Origin of the sequence: Symbioplanes lichenis (assembly GCF_030709675.1) — a bacterium.
In the GTDB taxonomy this organism is placed as follows: Bacteria; Actinomycetota; Actinomycetes; order Mycobacteriales; family Micromonosporaceae; genus Actinoplanes; species Actinoplanes lichenis.
In genome coordinates this window covers 333,527-349,995 of sequence record NZ_JAUZQD010000009.1, presented here as the reverse complement: position 1 = coordinate 349,995, position 16,469 = coordinate 333,527, and the positions used below count along the sequence as shown (strand labels likewise).

Here is a 16,469-nt window from a genome sequence, read left to right as displayed (position 1 = left end):
CGCGGTCGTCGAAACCCCGGCGGCGAGGCATAGTTCAGGGCCGACGGAAGGGTCTGCACTCTGATGGCGTATCAACCGGACACCGCAACCGTGCTCGCCGCCCGCGACGGCGACGCGGCCGCGATCGACCGCCTGGTCGCCGGCTACCTGCCGCTGGTCTACACGATCGTCGGCCGGGCGCTGGACGGGCACGCGGACGTCGACGACGTCGTGCAGGACACCATGCTCCGGGTCCTGCGCAACCTGGGCGACCTGCGCGACCCCGAGGCGTTCCGGTCGTGGCTGGTCGCGATCACCGTCCGGCAGGTGCGCGAGCGCTACCGGGTGCGCCGGGCGGCCCCCGACGCGCTGCTGCCCGACGACCTCCGCGACCCCGGCGCCGACTTCACCGACCTGGCGATCACCCGGCTCGAGCTCTCCGGGCAGCGCCGCGAGACCGCCGAGGCGACCCGCTGGCTCGACGAGGACAACCGCGAGCTGCTGTCGCTGTGGTGGCTGGAGGCCTCCGGCGAGCTGACCCGCGACGAGATCGTCGACGCGATCGAGGTGACCCGGCAGCACGCCGCCGTGCGCATCCAGCGCATGAAGGGTCAGCTGGAGACCGCGCGCGCCGTCGTCCGGGCGCTCGAGGCGTCGCCGCGCTGCCCCGAGCTGTCCCTCGTCGTCGCCGACTGGGACGGGCGGCCGGGGCCGCTGTGGCGCAAGCGCATCGCCCGGCACACCCGCGACTGCCGGCAGTGCTCCGGAGCGTGGTCCGGGCTCGTCGCCGCGGAGAAGCTGCTCGTCGGCATGGCGCTCGTCCCCCTGCCGCACACCCTCTCGCACGGGCTGCCGGTCGTCGGCGCGCACACGGCGGCGCACGCGACGGGCGCGCACACGGCGGCGCACGCGACGGGCGCGCACACCGCGGCCCACGCGGCGGGCGGCTCGGGCAAGGCGCTCGCCGCCAAGATCGCGGTCAAGGGCACGGTCGGGATCGGCCGCCGGGTGCTGACGGCTGTTCTTGCCACGGGTGCGGTCGCGGGCGGCGGGGCGGCTGTGGTCGCGTACAACCAAGGCAGTGACAAACCAGTCACCACAGCCGCCGTCGTCGCCGCGCCGGCCCCGTCGCGCACGCCGCTGGTCACCCGGTCGCCCTCGGCCTCGCCGTCCCCGTCGGTCAAGCCCTCGGCGACGAAGAAGAAGTCGCCCAAGCCCGCGAAGACCTCGAAGCCGGCCGTCGCGCCCGCCCCGAAGATCTCGGGCAAGAAGGGCGTCGGCACGTGGGAGTTCAGCGGGGTGAAGGGCGCGCTCGAGGACGTCGGCGCCAAGTGGTACTACAACTGGTCCCCGACCAACGACAGCATGCCCGGGCCGGCCGGCGTGGAGTTCGTACCCATGGTCTGGGGGAAGGCGAACGTCACCAGCGCGACCCTCGCCGAGGTCAAGAAGGAGGGGGACGGGACGCTGCTCGGCTTCAACGAGCCGGACATGGGCGGGCAGGCCAACATGAGCGTCGAGGACGCGCTCGCCGCCTGGCCCAAGCTCGAGGCGACCGGCATGCGGCTCGGCGCGCCGGCCGTGGCTTACGGCGGCGACACCGAGGACGGGTGGCTCGACCGCTTCATGGACGGCGCGAAGGCCCGGGGGCTCAAGGTCGACTTCATCCCGATCCACTGGTACGGATCCGACTTCAGCGACGCGGCGGTCGGCCAGTTCCTGGGGTACGTGGACGCGGTGCACCAAAAGTACGGGCTGCCGATCTGGGTCACCGAGTTCGGGCTGATGAACTTCTCGGGCAGCCCGAAGTATCCGAGCGCCGCCCAGGAGGTCGCCTTCATCGAGGGGACGACCAAGGGGCTGGAGTCCCGGTCGTTCGTCGAGCGCTACGCCTGGTTCGGCCTCCCCGCGGTCGGGGACAGCGTCGACTTCGGGCTCTACAAGGACTCGTCGACTCCCACGGAGGCGGGTAAGGCGTACAAGGCCGCGGGATAGGGTCGATCCATGATTCGGTTCGGCTACAAGGCATCCGCGGAGCAGTTCGCCCCGCGCGAGCTGCTCCGCTACGGCATCGAGGCGGAGCGGCAGGGCTTCGACTCCGTCTTCGTCAGCGACCACCTCCAGCCCTGGCGGCACGACGGCGGCCACGCGCCCGCCGCGCTGCCCTGGCTCGGCGCGCTCGCGACCAGCACCGAGCGGGTGCTGATCGGCACGAGCGTGCTCACCCCGACGTTCCGCTACCACCCGGCCGTCGTCGCGCAGGCCTTCGCGACGCTCGGCTGCCTCGCCCCGGGCCGCGTCATCCTCGGCGTCGGCTCCGGCGAGTCGCTCAACGAGGTGCCGCTCGGCCTGACCTGGCCCGAGGGCAAGGAGCGCTTCGCCCGGCTCAAGGAGGCCGTGCAACTGATCCAGCGGCTGTGGTCCGAGGACCGGGTGACCTTCGAGGGCCAGTTCTACCGCACCGAGACGGCCACCATCTATGACAAGCCGGCCACCCCGGTGCCCATCTACATCGGCGCCTCGGGTCCGGCCGCCACCCGCCTGGCCGGCCGCATCGCCGACGGCTTCATCACAACCAGCGGCAAGGGGCACAGCCTCTACACCGACACGCTCCTGCCGGCCGTGCGCGAGGGCGCCGAGAAGGGCGGCAAGTCGCTCGATGACCTCGACCTCATGATCGAGGTCAAGGTGTCCTTCGACCCCGACCTGGAGAAGGCGCGCAACGACACGCACTACTGGGGCGCGCTCGCGCTCTCCCCGGAGGAGAAGACCGGCGTCGAGGACCCGATCGAGATGCAGCGCCGGGCGGACGCGCTGCCGGTCGACCGGACCGTGTCGCGCTGGATCGTGTCGTCCGACCCGGCCGAACACGCCGCCAAGGTGAAGGAGTACCTCGACATGGGCTTCAAGCACCTGGTGTTCCACGCGCCGGGTCCGGACCAGGAGCGCTTCCTCCAGGTGTACGGCGAGGAGATCCTGCCCCGGCTGCGTGCGGGTTCCTGAGGTCTCTCGCTTGCGCGCGTTTTCCCGCTCGTGCGCGTTTTCGCTCGCGCGTTCTCTCGCTCGCGCGTTCTCTCGCTCGCGTGCGAATTCGAGGTCTGCGTGCGCTAGTGAGGTCGGAGCCCGGAGCCACGTGGCGGCGTGGCCCCGGGCTGGTCTGCGCTCGCCGGACCGGGTTCGTTCGTCTCAGCGGTAGTTCTCGCCCGGGACTGCCTGGTAGTAGGGGCCCGGGTCGTCCCAGCGGTCACGCCTGTTCTCCGCCGAGCGCGGCCCGTTGTCGCCGCGCGTGCCCCACTCGTCGCTCTCACCGCGGATGACGCGCAGGTCGGTGCGGCGGCGGGGGCGGGGCGGTGGAGGGACCGCGTGACGGCTGTGGCGTCCGTCGTCCGGCCGCCCGCGGTCGGCGCCGGGCATTCTCTCGGGCCGCATGATCTGGCTTTCCGGGAGTTCGGCGGCGCGGTAGACCGGGCGGCGGGGCTCGCGGCTCCAGCGCCGGGCGTACTCGGTGGCGATCGTGCGCAGGATGCGCCAGGCCGCCGGCAGGAAGCGGCGGGGCCGCTCGCCGTGGATCCGGGGGTAGCCGACCGTGGCGACCTCGACGACGCGCAGCCCGCGGGTGGCCATCCGGACCGTGATCAACGTCTCCACCTCGGGACCGTCGCCCCAGGCGAGCCGGCCGCGCTTGAGGCGCCCGTCGACCGGCCGGGGCAGGTCGAGCACGGGGAGCAATTCCCGCCAGTACGCGTTGTAGCCGCAGCTCAGGTCCGTGAACCGCGTGCGGAACAACACGTTGACCACCCGGCTGAGCGTGGCGTGCGCCGCTCGCTCGGCCGGCAGGGCGTCGCGGTGTGCGCCACCCTGACGGAAGCGCGACCCGTGGGCCGCCTCGGCCCCGGACAGCAGCGCGTCGACGAAGCGCGGGATCTCGCCCGGGTCGGCCGACCCGTCGGCGTTGAGCGTCACCACGATGTCGCTCGTGGCGGCGGCGAATCCGCAGGCCAGGGCGTTCCCCTTGCCGGAGCGGGTCTGGCGGACGACGATCGCGCCGGGCCGCACCTCGCGGGCGACGGCCACGGTGTCGTCGTCGGAGCGGCCGTCCACGACGATCACCTCGTCGACGGGCGGAAGATTCTCGAGCACGAGCGGCAGATTGTGCTCTTCGTTGAGGGCCGGGATGACAACGGTCACGGTCGGTGACTGCATGGTGTGCGACGGGGCCGGGCGTCGCGACGAGGGAGGCATGGGCGGTGGCTCCTCGGCGGCGGTCGGATCGGTGGGCGGCTCACAACTTATCAACTGACTACGGTCGGTCAACCTCGCGGGCACGTTGTGCTTAACCGGTTCAGGCGAGGTCACGATCCACTACGGACGGTGAGACCACCCCCGTCACCCCAGGCGGTCGCTCGGCTCCGCCCCGCCCTCGGCCCCTCGCCCCCATGCCCCGCCCCGCGCCATCTGCAATTCACCCCTACGCCCGCCCGCCGCCTGCTCCGCCCGCCCGCCGAGCCCGCCGCCCGCCGCCCGCGCCCGCCGCCCGCGCCCGCCGCCCGCCGCCCGCGCCGCCGCCCCTGCCCGCGAGCCGCAGCCGCCGGCCCCAGCTGCCGTTCGCAGCCGCAAGGCGGAGGTGCGCCGCCCATCACACGCAGCCGGCCAACCAAGGGCGGCTCGGTGGCTTGGCGGAGGCGCGCCCGGGTACCACCCTCCCGGCGGTAGGGTCGGCGGAGTCGCCCCCGGAAAGGACATGGCCGTGAAACTTGGTCTGCACATCTCCGACTTCACGTGGCCGAACGGCCCGTCCCGGCTCGGCCCCGAGCTCGCCGACGTGGCCGCGGCCGCCGACGAGGCCGGGTTCGACCGGATCAGCGTCATGGACCACCTGTGGCAGATCTCGATGATCGGGCCGCCGGAGCACGAGATGCTCGAGGCGTACACCGCGCTCGGCTTCCTCGCCGCCCGCACCCGCCGGGCGAAGCTGCTCACCCTGGTGACGGGCGTGACCTATCGTGACCCGGGCCTGCTGGCCAAGGCCGTCACCACGCTCGACGTGCTCTCGGGCGGCCGGGCCATGCTGGGTCTCGGCGCCGCGTGGAACGAGGAGGAGTCGCGCGGCCTGGGGCTCTTCTTCCCGCCGACGGCCGAGCGTTTCGAGCGGCTGGAGGAGACGCTGCAGATCTGCCTGCGGATGTTCCACGGCGAGGACGGGCCCTTCGAGGGCAAGCACTACCAGCTCGGGCGCACGCTCAACTCGCCGCAGCCGATCAGCCGGCCGCACCCGCCGATCCTCATCGGTGGCGGGGGCGAGAAGAAGACGCTGCGGTTCGTGGCGAAGTACGCGGACGCCTGCAACCTCTTCAACTCGCCGGACGTGGAGCGCAAGCTCGACGTGCTCCGGCAGCACTGTGAGAACGAGGGCCGCGACTACGACACCATCGAGAAGACCGTGACCCTCGCCCTCGACCCCGGCGCCGAGGGCGAGAACGTGGAGCGGCTCGTCGCCGAGGCCACCCGGCTGGCCGGGATGGGCTTCACCGTCGCACACGGCGGCATGGCGGGCGTGACCGAGCTCAAGAAGTTCGAGATCATCCGCACGCAGGTCCTCCCCGCCATCGAGGCCCTGTGACCATCGCAGCGGTCGTCTTCGACCTCGACGGCGTGATCATCGACACCGAGGAGGTGTGGGAGGAGGTCCGCCGGGGCTACGTCGCCGAGCACGGCAAGGAGTTCCTGCCGGACACCCAGACGCGCATGATGGGCATGAGCACCCCCGAGTGGTCGGCCCATCTCAGCGAGGAGGTCGGCGTCCCGCGCAGCCCGGAGCAGGTGGCCCAAGATGTGCTGGGCCGGATGGCGGAGCGCTATCGCACGGCGGTCCCGCTGATCCCGGGCTCGGTGGCCGCGGTGCGCCGCCTGGCCGAGCACTTCCCGTTGGCCCTGGCCAGCTCGTCGGCGCGGATCCTCATCGACCAGGTCCTCGAGACGGCCGGCCTCGCCGATGCCTTCCGCACGACGCTGTCCACCGAGGAGGTGCCGCGCGGCAAGCCCGCCCCGGACGCCTATCTCGAGGCGACCCGCCGGCTCGGCCTCGACCCGGCCACCTGCGCGGCGGTCGAGGACTCCAGCAACGGCCTCCGCTCGGCGGCCGCCGCGGGCCTCGCGGTGATCGCCGTCCCCCACGGCGTCTATCCGCCGGCCGACGACGCCCTGGCCCTCGCCGGCCTGGTCCTGCACAGCCTCGACGACCTCACCGTCGAAGCCGTCGACAAGCTGCGCTGACCGCCGCAGTCCCGGAAAGACGCGCTGACAGGCCCGAGAAGTCGCGATGACAGAACAGCGAATCGCCCGCCGGTCACCCGCCCGGCGGGCGAAAGCTGAGAGGCGTCAGGCGGCGGCCGGGCTCGGGGCGGCGTAGTCGGGGAGGTCGATGCGGGCGCCCCGGTCGTCGGCGATGCTCATGGTCAGGCGCAGCATCCAGGGCTGGTTGTAGAGGGTGTTGCGCAGGCGGATGCCGCGGGCGGTGCGGGGGGCGAGGAAGCGGCCCGTGGTGTCGCCGCCCTTCTGCGCGCGCCGGGCGAAGCGCGCCATCCGCCGCTGGTAGCGCGGCAGGGCCACGGCGTGGTCGCCCCCGGCCGCGGCGAGCTCGCCGGCCAGCACGTAGGCCCCGACGAGCGCCGTGCCGTTGCCCATGCCGCCGAGCGTCGCGCCCCACGCCGCGTCGCCCACCAGCGCGATGCGGCCGCGGTGCCACGTGGGCACGTCGACCCGGCAGATGGCGTCGAAATAGAAGTCGGCGGCCGTCTCGAGCCCGGCGAGCATGCGTGGCACCTCCCAGCCGAGCCCGGCGAACCGCTCGCGCACCAGCCGCTGCTGCGCGGCGACGTCCCGATGGTCGTAGGTCAGCGGCCGCGGCGCCGAGAACGCGACGAAGGCGCCGTCGTCGCCGACCGCCGCGAGCCGCCCGGGCACGTTGTAGTGCCACGACACCCGCCCCGGCGAGGCGGTGGCGCGGGGGCCGGACGACGGCAGATCCCAGCCGGCCACGTAGTGACCGAGGTGCCGCACGAACCGCTTCTCCGGCCCGAAGGCCAGCCGCCGCACGGTGGAGTGCACCCCGTCGGCCCCGATCACCAGGTCGAACTCGCGCTCGCCGCCGCTGCGGAACGTCGCCCGCACCCCCTGCGCCGTCTCGGTGAGCGCCGTGACCGTGTCGCCGAAGATCCACTCGGTGCGGTCGCCGCTCGCCCCGGCGAGGACGCGGGACAGGTCGCCGCGCCGCACCTCCAGGTCGCCGCCCGCGAAGTCCGGCGGCATCTCCATGAGCCGCCGGCCCCGCTCGTCGACGAACCGCATCGCCGTGCCGCTCGTCGCCACCGCCCGCAGCGCCTCGAGCACGCCCATGCGCTGGAGCAGGCCGAGGTGCACCGGCCCGCGATAGTCCACGGCGCTGCCCCCCGTGCGCAGCGCCGGGGCCAGCTCCACCACCGTCGGCCGGAACCCGTGGTGGCCCAGCCACCAGGCCAGCGCGGGCCCGGCCAGGCCCGCTCCTGAGATCAGCACCCGTCCACCCATGACCCCCCCCGTGAAACTGTGTCCGACGGCCTCAATTTCCTCTGTGTACGGTAGAGACAGTTCCCGTGAAGCGCAAGGCGGCAGGATGACGATCGACTTCTTCTGGCACGAGCGGCCCCGGTCCACGCGAGGGCCCAAGCCGGCCCTGACCCTCGACGCCATCGCCGACGCGGCCGTGACGGTGGCCGACACGGAGGGTCTCGCCGCGGTGTCGATGCAGCGCGTGGCGGCGGAGCTCGGCTTCACGAAGATGTCGCTCTACCGCTATCTGCCGGGCAAGACCGAGTTGGTCGCGCTGATGCTGGAGCGGGCGATCGGCGCCCCGCCGGAGCTGACGCCGGGGGAGTGGCGCGCCCGGCTCGAGGAATGGTCCACGCTGTTGCTGGCCCGCTATCTCGCGCATCCCTGGGCCGTGGAGGCGACGGTGGGGCGCCGGCCCCTGGGGCCCCACGAGCTGAGCTGGATGGAGACCGCCCTGGCCTGCCTGTCGGGGCTCCCGCTCACCGGCTCCGAGCGCCTGGACACCATCGCGGTCCTGGCCGGCCACGGCCGCATGCTCGCCCAGCAGGCCGGGGCGATGCCGGGGGAAGCCGCACCGGACGGCGCCGAGGACGAGATGGTGAGGGCCATGGGCGCCGTCCTGCGCAGCCACGGCGACCGCTTTCCCCATTTGACTGCGGCGATCGGCGAGCCGGGCGGCGCGAACCAGGCCTTCGACTACGGCCTGGCCCGCATCCTCGACGGCGTGGAGGTCCTGCTCAGAGACAGGCAGGATCAGGATCGGCAGGTCACCCGGGCCGACGCCCAGTCCGCGTGATCGAAGTTCTTCCCGTCACCCCCGTCGGTGGCCCGCAACGTCAGCACCCGCACCCCCGCCACCGGCACCCTCAACGCCAGCGGCGAGTCGCCGCTGCGCCGCACCCCCGAGGCCGCGAGCGGCACGTCGTCCCCGAGCACCTGGAAGTCCACCGAGCCCGGCGACGTCACCTCGTCGTCGATCCCGACCGTCGCCGAGAACTCGCTGCACGCCCCGCCGAGCCACACCGTCACCGCACCCGGCGCGTGCATGCCCAGCCCCTTCCCGTACGCGATCCCGTCCAGCGTCAGCGGCCCCCCGTCGCCGCCCGCCGCCTCCCCGTTGGCCGAGTCGCGCTCGACGGGCCCGTACCCGTTGGTCTCGGTGAGGAACGGCAGGTCACTGACGTCCGCCGTCCCGGCCGGGTCCGGTGGCGGCACCAGCACCCGGGACGCCTGCTCGACGTGCACCGGCAGGGGACCCGGCCGGTCCGGATAGCCCGCGTCGCCGGCGAAGGTGAACGTCGCCGCCACCGGCAGGTCGACGTAGCCGGGCCGCACGTCCGCCCCGGGCGTGAAGGTCCACGTCCCGGTCAATGACTGCCCGCCGCGCAGGGTGGCCGCGGTGACGACCCGTCCGGAGACCGTCCATCCGGCGGGCGGGCGCGGCGCCACCCGTACGCCCGAGAGCGGCCCACCCGCCGGCACCGTGAACGTGGCCGACACCGTGAACCCGTCGCGGGTCAGCGTCAACGTCGTCGCCGGAACGTGCCGCAAAGGCGTGTCGCACGTCGCCGCCCCGGTATAGGCGCACAGCACCGTCACAAAGGCACCCGGCACGTCCAGCACGTCGCCCCGGCGCACGATCCGGGACACGCGTTCGAGCCCGTGGTCGCCGTCCTGCAGGGTCTCGGCCAGGAACCGCCCCGAGCCGAGCATGTCGAGTGGCACTCGTGCGGGCGTGGCCGGCTCGGCGAAGATGCCGCCGACGTACCACCGCGACCCGTGGCGCCGGGCGACCACCGTGGACGCTCCGGGCGTACCCGAGAGCAAGCGGGTCTCGTCCCACGCGGCCGGCAGCCGGCTGAGGGTGCGCAACGCCTCGGCGTGCGCCTCGTAGGACTCGGGCCGGTCGGCCAGGTGCTGCCAGCCCGACTCGAAGACCAGCGCCAGCGCGACCTCGTGCGCGTCGGTCGTGTCCCGGTCGCCGACCGCCCAGCCCGCCGGCGTGTAATCCATGCCACCGACGACATTCCGGGTGTACGGGAAGATGGTGTTCTGCTCCGCGCGGGTGCGGAACTGCTCGGCCCCGCGGACCGCCTCCATCGTCATCACGTGCGGCCACGTCCGCTGGATCCCGCGCGGCACGGTCGCCCCGTGGAAGTTGACCATCAGATGCCGCGACGCCGTGGCGGGCAGCACCCAGTCGTAGAAGCGGAACCGCTCGGCGCTGTCCGAGTCGAGGAAGTCGATCTTCACCCCGGCGACGCCCCAGGACTGGATCCGGGAGAGCACGGCGTCGTCCACCGTGGTCCAGTGGAACCACAGCAGCACTTCCACGCCACGCGCCCGGGCATAGCGCACGACCTCCGGCACCCACTGCGCGTCCCAGCCCTCGTCGATCAGCACGAACGGCCAGGCGTTGCGCGCGGCGAAGTCGATGTACTGCTTCTGGCGTACCGGGTCGGCCGGGCTGGCGTGCTCCGACAGCCAGGACCAGGCGACCGTGCCGGGCCGGATCCAGGACGGGTCGCCGATCCGCGACGGCGGCGCCAGGTCGTCGGTCAGCGCCGACTCGGTCACCGTGGCCAGGTCGCCCACGACGGCCACGCGCCACGGCGTGCTGAGCGGACCGGTCGCGGTGATCGCCGGGTCGGCCAGCTTGATCCTGTACGCCCCCGAGCCCGCCCCGTGCGTCAGCCGCGCCCCGGCATACCGCCCGTCGACATCGGACTCACTGAGCAGCGCGTACGTGTCCCCGACCCGGAACAACGACGGGAACCCGTAGTCCCCGGCCGCCGCCGTCCCGGCCGTGGTGGTGACGCGCGGCTCCTCGTAGTTCGGCGTGTAGGGCAGCAGCCACGCCGGTGCGTCCGCCGGCAGCTGCCACGACGACTTCTCGCCGGTGATCGTGGCGCCGGCGGGCAGCACGTACCGGTAGGCCGCCCCCTCGGCGGAAACCCGCACCACAACGTCGAACGCGGTGAACCGGAACGTGGACTCGGTGAGCGTGACGTCTCGTACCCGCTGCTTGCCGGTCGTTCGCGTGTAGCGCTCCCGCACCGTGCGCGTGCTGCGCGACAGGAAGGCCGGCTCGAACCCGTCGAGGCCGATCGGCGCGCTCGCCAGAACGGTCGTCCCGCGACGATCGACCCCGAAGCTCAGGCCGCCCGTGGCATCGAGCCCGAGCCGGGCGGTGACCACCCCGCCGGGCCCGGTGACGGTCCAGTCGCCGGGAGCTGCGGCGGCCGAAGCCGGGGCCGGTCCGGCGAGCGAGCCGGCCAGGAGCATCAACGCGATCGCGATCACCCGCATAGCGAGAATTAAACATCGTCGATGTCCTGAGCGGAACCGTCACCGGCCCCGGCGCGGTGCGCCTCAGCGTGGGAGCTCGTACTCCGGCCGCTCTCCGGCGGTGATGCCCTCGCCCGGCGTCACCTTGGTCACGGCGGCGGGCGCCGGCGTGAGCGTCACGTGGCCGGCCACCGGCAGCGTGAGCCTGCTCCGGGCCAGATCGACCTCCACGGTCGCGCCCGTGTCCGGCGCCTCGGTGAAGCGCGCGTCGCTCTGGGTCAGCACCAGTCCGAGCGTGTGCCCGACCGCCACCGTCGTGTCGTACGCGGCCAGCGGCACCTTGATCGAGTACCAGCGCCCGGGCGTCAGCGGCGTCGTGAACCGCAGTGACACGTGGTGCGCCGCATCCTGCCAGCCCCGGGTCAGCACGGCGTAGTCGCTCGTCACCACGCGCTCGGCCACGTCGCGGTAGCAGGCGTCGTCGTCCGCGGTCGACTCCCCGTAGCACGTCTCGGTCGTCAGCGTCGTGACGCCTTCACCGCGCCCGTAGTCGACCCGCTCCGCGGTGCCGTAGTCGACCAGCTTCGCGGTCAGTTGCGTGGTCGGCCGGTCGACGCGGACGCGCAGCGTCACCGACGGCGTGCCCGACAGGCGCAGCGGCCGGGTCAGCGGCCCCCACCGGAACGCCAGCCGTCCGGGCAGGTCCGCGGCCGGGTTCGCGGTCGCCGCCGCCTCGGACAGGCCGAGGTCGGTCATGGCCCGGGTGCCCTTCCCGAGCGGCACGGTCACCGGCCGCGTGCCGGGCACGGGCCAGTCCTTCGCGGTCGTGAGCACGCCCGGGCTGGTCTCGATCGTCGCCCGCGGCCCCCGGTCGATGCCGTTGGGCAGGCCCTGCAGCCAGCGGTCGAACCACTTGTGCAACGTGTCGACCCAGGCGTCCCGATCGAGGTCGAACGGGTCGACATGTCCGGTCTGGTGCAGCCAGATCTTGCGGGGCACGCCGGCCTCGGCCAGCGCCGACCACCACGCGGCGAACTGCGGCGTGCTGACGTTGAGGTCGTTGACCCCGTGCACGACGAGCACGCTCGCGCGCACCTTCCGGGCGGCGGGGCGATAGTCGCGTACGCGCCAGAAGCCGTTGTAGTCGCCGGTCTCCTCGGCGCTGTTCCGATCGAGGTCCGCCGTCACGGCCGCGCACTCGGCCAGCCGGTCGCTGACCACGCCCTGCAGATATTCGGGATAGTCCGTGGAGCGCAGCGTGCCGTTGTAACGCATGTAGTCGTACCAGCTGGAGATCGCCGCGATGGGCACGATCGTCTCGAGGCCCTCGACACCCGTCGCGGCCACGCCGTTGGCGATCGAGCCGTCCCACGACTTGCCGATCATGCCGACCTTGCCCGTGGTCCACGCGCGGGCGGACACCCGGCGGCCGTCGGCGGCGAAGGCAGGGGCGCGCCCGTTGAGCCAGTCGACGACCGCCCTGGCCCCGGCGACCTCGTGCGGCCCGCCGACGTCCTCGCAGCCGGTCGACCGGTTGGTGCCGGTCAGGTCCACGGCGGCGAAGGCGTACCCGCGCGGGACGAAGTAGTTGTCGTAGAACAGCGGCGCCTTGGTGATGACGCCGTTCTCGTCGTACTCCTTGAGCTCACTCTCGTTGCCGCGCCCGCAGCAGGCGTAGTAGGGCGAGGCGTCCATGACGACCGGCACCTTCACGCCGGGGGCCGTGCGCGGCCGGACCAGGTCGACGGCGACGCGGTCGGGCACGCCGTCGCGGTCGGCGTCGTCGCGGGTCTGCACCCAGACGCTCTCGCGGATCGCGGCGCCGTAGTCGTAGACGGGCACGGTCTCGAGGCCGCGGATGTGGGCGGGCGGCGCGGCCTGGGCGGGCGAGGCCCCGAGGAGGGCGGCGACGAGGGCGCCGGCCGCGAGGAAGGGGGTGATCCGGAGCATGAAGACACCTTCCGGTCGGGTGAAAAGAGATCCATCCCATTCAATCCGATGACCGACGAGTCCGGGCTCACAGGTGTGAGAAAGCTTCGGGTCGGGTAGACCGCGCCCGACTTGCACAGGAGGTGCCCATGAACCTGCTCGCCGCCGAGGGGCCCGGGCTACGGCTCGACCTCGATGTCTTCGACTACCTGATCCTCGCGATCTACTTCGCGACGGTTCTGGGCATCGGGCTCGCCGCCCGAAGAGCGATCAGCACCAGCGCCGACTTCTTCCTGTCGGGGCGGGCGATGCCGGCCTGGGTCACCGGTCTGGCCTTCGTCTCGGCCAACCTGGGCGCGCTCGAGATCATCGGCATGGCCGCCAACGGCGCGCAGTACGGGCTCATGACCCTGCACTACTACTGGATCGGCGCCGTCCCGGCGATGGTCTTCCTCGGCATCGTGATGATGCCGTTCTACTACGGCTCGAAGGTCCGCTCGGTCCCCGAGTTCCTGCGCCGGCGGTTCAACACCCCGACGCACCTCCTCAACGCGATCATCTTCGCGGTCGCCCAGGTCCTCATCGCCGGCGTCAACCTCTACGCCCTCGCGCTGATCCTCGACGCGCTGCTCGGCTGGCCCCTGTGGGTCTCAATCATCGTCGGCGCCGCGATCGTGCTCTCCTACATCACCATCGGCGGCCTGTCCTCGGCGATCTACAACGAGGTGCTGCAGTTCTTCGTGATCCTGGCGGGCCTGCTCCCGGTGACCATCGTCGGCCTGGTCAAGGTCGGCGGCATCGACGGCCTGTTCGACGCGGTCCGCAACAGCGACCTGGGCGACGCGGCTCTGCACACGTGGCAAGGCACAGCCAACTCCGGCAACCCGCTGGGCGCCAACTGGATCGGCATCGTGTTCGGCCTCGGCTTCGTGCTGTCGTTCGGCTACTGGACGACGAACTTCGCCGAGGTGCAGCGCGCCCTGTCGGCCAAGGACATGAACGCCGCCCGCCGGACGCCGATCATCGGCGCCTTCCCGAAGCTGCTCATCCCGATCGTCACGGTCATCCCCGGCCTGATCGCCATCGTGACCGTCAAGGGCCTCGGCGCCGCGTCCGGCGACCTGACCTACAACAACTCGATCCCGCTGCTGATGCGTGACCTGCTGCCGAACGGCGTGCTGGGCGTCGCGGTCACCGGCCTGGTCGCGTCGTTCATGGCCGGCATGGCGGCGAACGTCAGCGGCTTCAACACCGTCTTCACGTACGACCTGTGGCAGACCTACGTCCGCAAGGACCGCTCGGACGAGTACTACCTGCGGGTCGGCCGGATCGCGACCATCGCCGGCATCATCATCAGCATCGGCACGGCGTTCATCGCCTCCGGCTACGACAACATCATGAACTACATCCAGGCGCTGTTCTCCCTGATCAACGCCCCGCTGTTCGCGACCTTCATCGTGGGCATGTTCTGGAAGCGGATGACCGCCCCGGCCGGATTCTGGTCGCTGCTGCTCGGCACGCTGTCGTCGCTGACGCTCTACCTGCTCTACCTGGGCGACGTCGTGAAGTTCAACTCCGACCTGGAGGAGAGCTTCTGGGGCGCGGGCCTGGCCTTCGTCACCGCCGTCGTGGTCGCCGTGCTGGTCACGCTGGTGACCAAGCCGAAGCCCGAGAACGACCTGCGCGGCCTGGTCTACGGCCTGGCCGGCAGCTCCACCTCCGGCGACGCGATCCTCGCCGCCGACAAGGTGTGGTGGCGCAACCCCGCCCTGCTCGGCGGCATCGCCGTCGTGCTCGCCTTCGTGCTCTACATCCCGGTCTGGTGACCGGGGAACCGGAGAGGAGTTGTCATGGCTGACGACGAACTGATCGACAAGACCGAGAAGCTCGAGGGCAGGTCCTCCGCCGCGCGGCTCTTCGACGTGCGGGTGGTGATCGGCGGCCTCTTCGTCATCTACGGGGTGATCGTCACCCTGCTCGGCGTCTTCGACTCGCAGTCGGAGATCGACAAGGCCCAGGGGGTCCGCATCAACCTCTGGATGGGCCTGACGATGCTCGTCCTGGGCCTGCTCTTCCTCGCCTGGGCCCGGTGGCGGCCCACCAAGGTGCCCACCGAGGGACAGGACGGCAACTGAACGGCCACCCGGCTCGCCCGTTTGATGGAGAAGACGGTGCGAGCCGGGTGCGGGTCGGTTGCACAGCGGCCCCGAACCTTCCAGTGCGCGAGCTGTGTTCCGATACTTTGGGGCATGGAACCCCTCGCCTCAGTGAGCCTCGCCACGGGAGCCTCGCAGCGCTCCCCGGGCTGGCAGATGCAGCTTCGTGTTGACTACGTCGTCAACAGGGTCATGCAGACACATCGCGGGCAGTCCGAGGATGCTGTCAAGCAGGCCATTCAGGATCAGCTCCGGAGCTTCGGCGTGGTGCCGAACGGCCGGCAGATCTCCCAGTACGCCACGGCGATCAGTCAGCTGCCGCTGCTGCCGCCCAACAACGGCTGATCGGCGGCACCCGCGTCTCACCGGGCAGGGAACCGCAGGATCCGGTCGTCACCGTTCTTCGGATCGCCGCGACCGTCGGTGTTCGAGGTGGTGAGCCACAGTGCGCCGTCCGGCGCGACGGCTACGGTTCGTAGCCGCCCGTACCGGCCGGACAACTCGGCCTGTGGCTCGCCGCCCTCGAGCGGGACGCTCCACAGCCGCTCTCCGCGCAGCGCCGCGACGTAGAGCGTGTCGCCGGCGATCGCCGCCCCGCTCGGGGACGCCTCGTCGGTGCCCCATGTGACGACCGGGTTCACGTAGCGGCTGTCGTCCGCGGTGCCCTCGACCTCGGGCCAGCCGTAGTTGCCGCCGGGCGTGATCTTGTTGATCTCGTCGAAGCGGTTCTGCCCGAACTCCGCCGCGTACATCGTGCCGTCGGCGGCCCACGCCAGCCCCTGCACGTTGCGGTGGCCCAGGCTCCACACCGGCGAGCCCTCTTGCGGGTTGCCCGGCGCCGGCTCCCCGTCCGGGGTCAGCCGCAGGATCTTGCCGTTGCTGTCGCCGGCGTCCTGGGCGGCGCCGCGCTCGCCCGCGTCGCCGGTGCCCGCGTAGAGCATGCCGTCGGGCCCGAAGGCGATGCGCCCGCCGTTGTGAATGCCCGCCTTGCCGATGCCGTCGAAGATCACTTCCGGCGCGGCGTCGCTGCCCAGCCGCCAGCGCACGATCCGATTGTCCGACTCCGCCGTGTGGTACGCGTAGACCTGCCGCGTCTCGGCGAAGTCGCGCGCCACGGCGAGGCCGAGCAGCCCGCCCTCGCCCTGAGCGCTCACGCCCGGGACCTCGTACACCGGCTGGGGTTGATCGGTCCCGGGCTTGACCTGCAACACCCGGCCGGAGTCGCGCTCGGCGACCAGCGCGCTGCCGTCCGGCAGGAAGGCGAGCCCCCACGGCGTCTCGAGACCCGTGGCGACGGTCTCCGGATCGCTCGGATCGAGAGCGCGCGGGGACGGATTTTCCGGGCTTGCCGGTGATGCCACGGGCGTGCTGGATGCGGCAGCCGGTGCGGTTGGGGCGGAAGAGTCGGAACACGCGGTGAGCAGCGCCGCGCCCGCCGTCGCCGCGGCCAGTGCCCAGCGTGTGGTCGTGGTCATCGCTCCACGGTGCCCGGGCCGCCTGAAAGAAAACTGTATGTCACTGCGCGTGAGA

13 protein-coding genes are annotated in these 16,469 nt (G+C 72.1%); 8 read left to right on the top strand and 5 right to left on the bottom strand.

Annotated features, from left to right (window positions below; all coding sequences use genetic code 11):
• Nucleotides 1-63: 63 nt before the first annotated feature.
• The gene (locus RAN62_RS23560) at nucleotides 64-1,974 is read left to right on the top strand and encodes a sigma-70 family RNA polymerase sigma factor (RefSeq protein ID WP_305786897.1); all 1,911 of its coding nucleotides are present in this window, start codon (nucleotides 64-66) and stop codon (nucleotides 1,972-1,974) included.
• 9 nt (nucleotides 1,975-1,983) lie between these two features.
• A complete protein-coding gene (gene fgd, locus RAN62_RS23555) occupies nucleotides 1,984-2,982 on the top strand; it encodes a glucose-6-phosphate dehydrogenase (coenzyme-F420) (RefSeq protein ID WP_305786896.1) in 999 nt (332 codons plus the stop codon).
• Between the two features lie 183 nt (nucleotides 2,983-3,165).
• Here the strand turns inward: fgd and RAN62_RS23550 are convergent, their stop codons facing one another.
• Nucleotides 3,166-4,167: a glycosyltransferase family 2 protein gene (locus RAN62_RS23550; protein WP_305786895.1), complete on the bottom strand. Its 1,002-nt coding sequence runs from the start codon at nucleotides 4,165-4,167 to the stop codon at nucleotides 3,166-3,168.
• A gap of 553 nt (nucleotides 4,168-4,720) precedes the next feature.
• Here RAN62_RS23550 and RAN62_RS23545 point away from each other — a divergent pair.
• Together RAN62_RS23545 and RAN62_RS23540 are read left to right on the top strand one after the other, a co-directional pair.
• A complete protein-coding gene (locus RAN62_RS23545; protein ID WP_369077191.1) occupies nucleotides 4,721-5,599 on the top strand; it encodes an LLM class F420-dependent oxidoreductase in 879 nt (292 codons plus the stop codon).
• Entirely contained in the window at nucleotides 5,596-6,252 is a 657-nt protein-coding gene (locus RAN62_RS23540) for an HAD family hydrolase (protein ID WP_305786893.1), read from the top strand. The genes RAN62_RS23545 and RAN62_RS23540 overlap by 4 nt, the downstream gene beginning before the upstream one ends.
• A 105-nt stretch (nucleotides 6,253-6,357) precedes the next feature.
• Here RAN62_RS23540 and RAN62_RS23535 read toward each other — a convergent pair whose 3' ends face one another.
• Nucleotides 6,358-7,533, bottom strand: a complete 1,176-nt coding sequence (locus RAN62_RS23535; protein WP_305786892.1) for an FAD-dependent monooxygenase — start codon at nucleotides 7,531-7,533, stop codon at nucleotides 6,358-6,360.
• 97 nt (nucleotides 7,534-7,630) lie between these two features.
• Between RAN62_RS23535 and RAN62_RS23530 the strand changes: the two genes are divergently transcribed.
• Nucleotides 7,631-8,362: a TetR/AcrR family transcriptional regulator gene (locus tag RAN62_RS23530; RefSeq protein ID WP_305786891.1), complete on the top strand. Its 732-nt coding sequence runs from the start codon at nucleotides 7,631-7,633 to the stop codon at nucleotides 8,360-8,362.
• Here the strand turns inward: RAN62_RS23530 and RAN62_RS23525 are convergent.
• A complete protein-coding gene (locus tag RAN62_RS23525; protein WP_305786890.1) occupies nucleotides 8,320-10,875 on the bottom strand; it encodes an NPCBM/NEW2 domain-containing protein in 2,556 nt (851 codons plus the stop codon). The two genes, RAN62_RS23530 and RAN62_RS23525, sit on opposite strands and share 43 nt — an antisense overlap.
• A 63-nt stretch (nucleotides 10,876-10,938) precedes the next feature.
• Complete coding sequence (locus tag RAN62_RS23520; RefSeq protein WP_305786889.1) at nucleotides 10,939-12,804, bottom strand: Xaa-Pro dipeptidyl-peptidase; 1,866 nt, start codon at nucleotides 12,802-12,804, stop codon at nucleotides 10,939-10,941.
• A gap of 128 nt (nucleotides 12,805-12,932) precedes the next feature.
• Here RAN62_RS23520 and RAN62_RS23515 point away from each other — a divergent pair, with 128 nt between their 5' ends.
• The 3 genes from RAN62_RS23515 to RAN62_RS23505 all read left to right on the top strand — a co-directional run bounded on the left by RAN62_RS23515 (nucleotide 12,933) and on the right by RAN62_RS23505 (nucleotide 15,284).
• Complete coding sequence (locus tag RAN62_RS23515; RefSeq protein ID WP_305786888.1) at nucleotides 12,933-14,609, top strand: sodium:solute symporter family protein; 1,677 nt, start codon at nucleotides 12,933-12,935, stop codon at nucleotides 14,607-14,609.
• Nucleotides 14,610-14,633: 24 nt separating this feature from the next.
• Nucleotides 14,634-14,918, top strand: coding sequence for a hypothetical protein (locus tag RAN62_RS23510; RefSeq protein WP_305786887.1), 285 nt, complete (start codon nucleotides 14,634-14,636; stop codon nucleotides 14,916-14,918).
• A gap of 114 nt (nucleotides 14,919-15,032) precedes the next feature.
• Entirely contained in the window at nucleotides 15,033-15,284 is a 252-nt protein-coding gene (locus RAN62_RS23505; protein WP_305786886.1) for a hypothetical protein, read from the top strand.
• 17 nt (nucleotides 15,285-15,301) lie between these two features.
• Here the strand turns inward: RAN62_RS23505 and RAN62_RS23500 are convergent, their stop codons facing one another.
• Entirely contained in the window at nucleotides 15,302-16,414 is a 1,113-nt protein-coding gene (locus RAN62_RS23500) for a PQQ-dependent sugar dehydrogenase (protein ID WP_305786885.1), read from the bottom strand.
• Nucleotides 16,415-16,469: the final 55 nt, after the last annotated feature.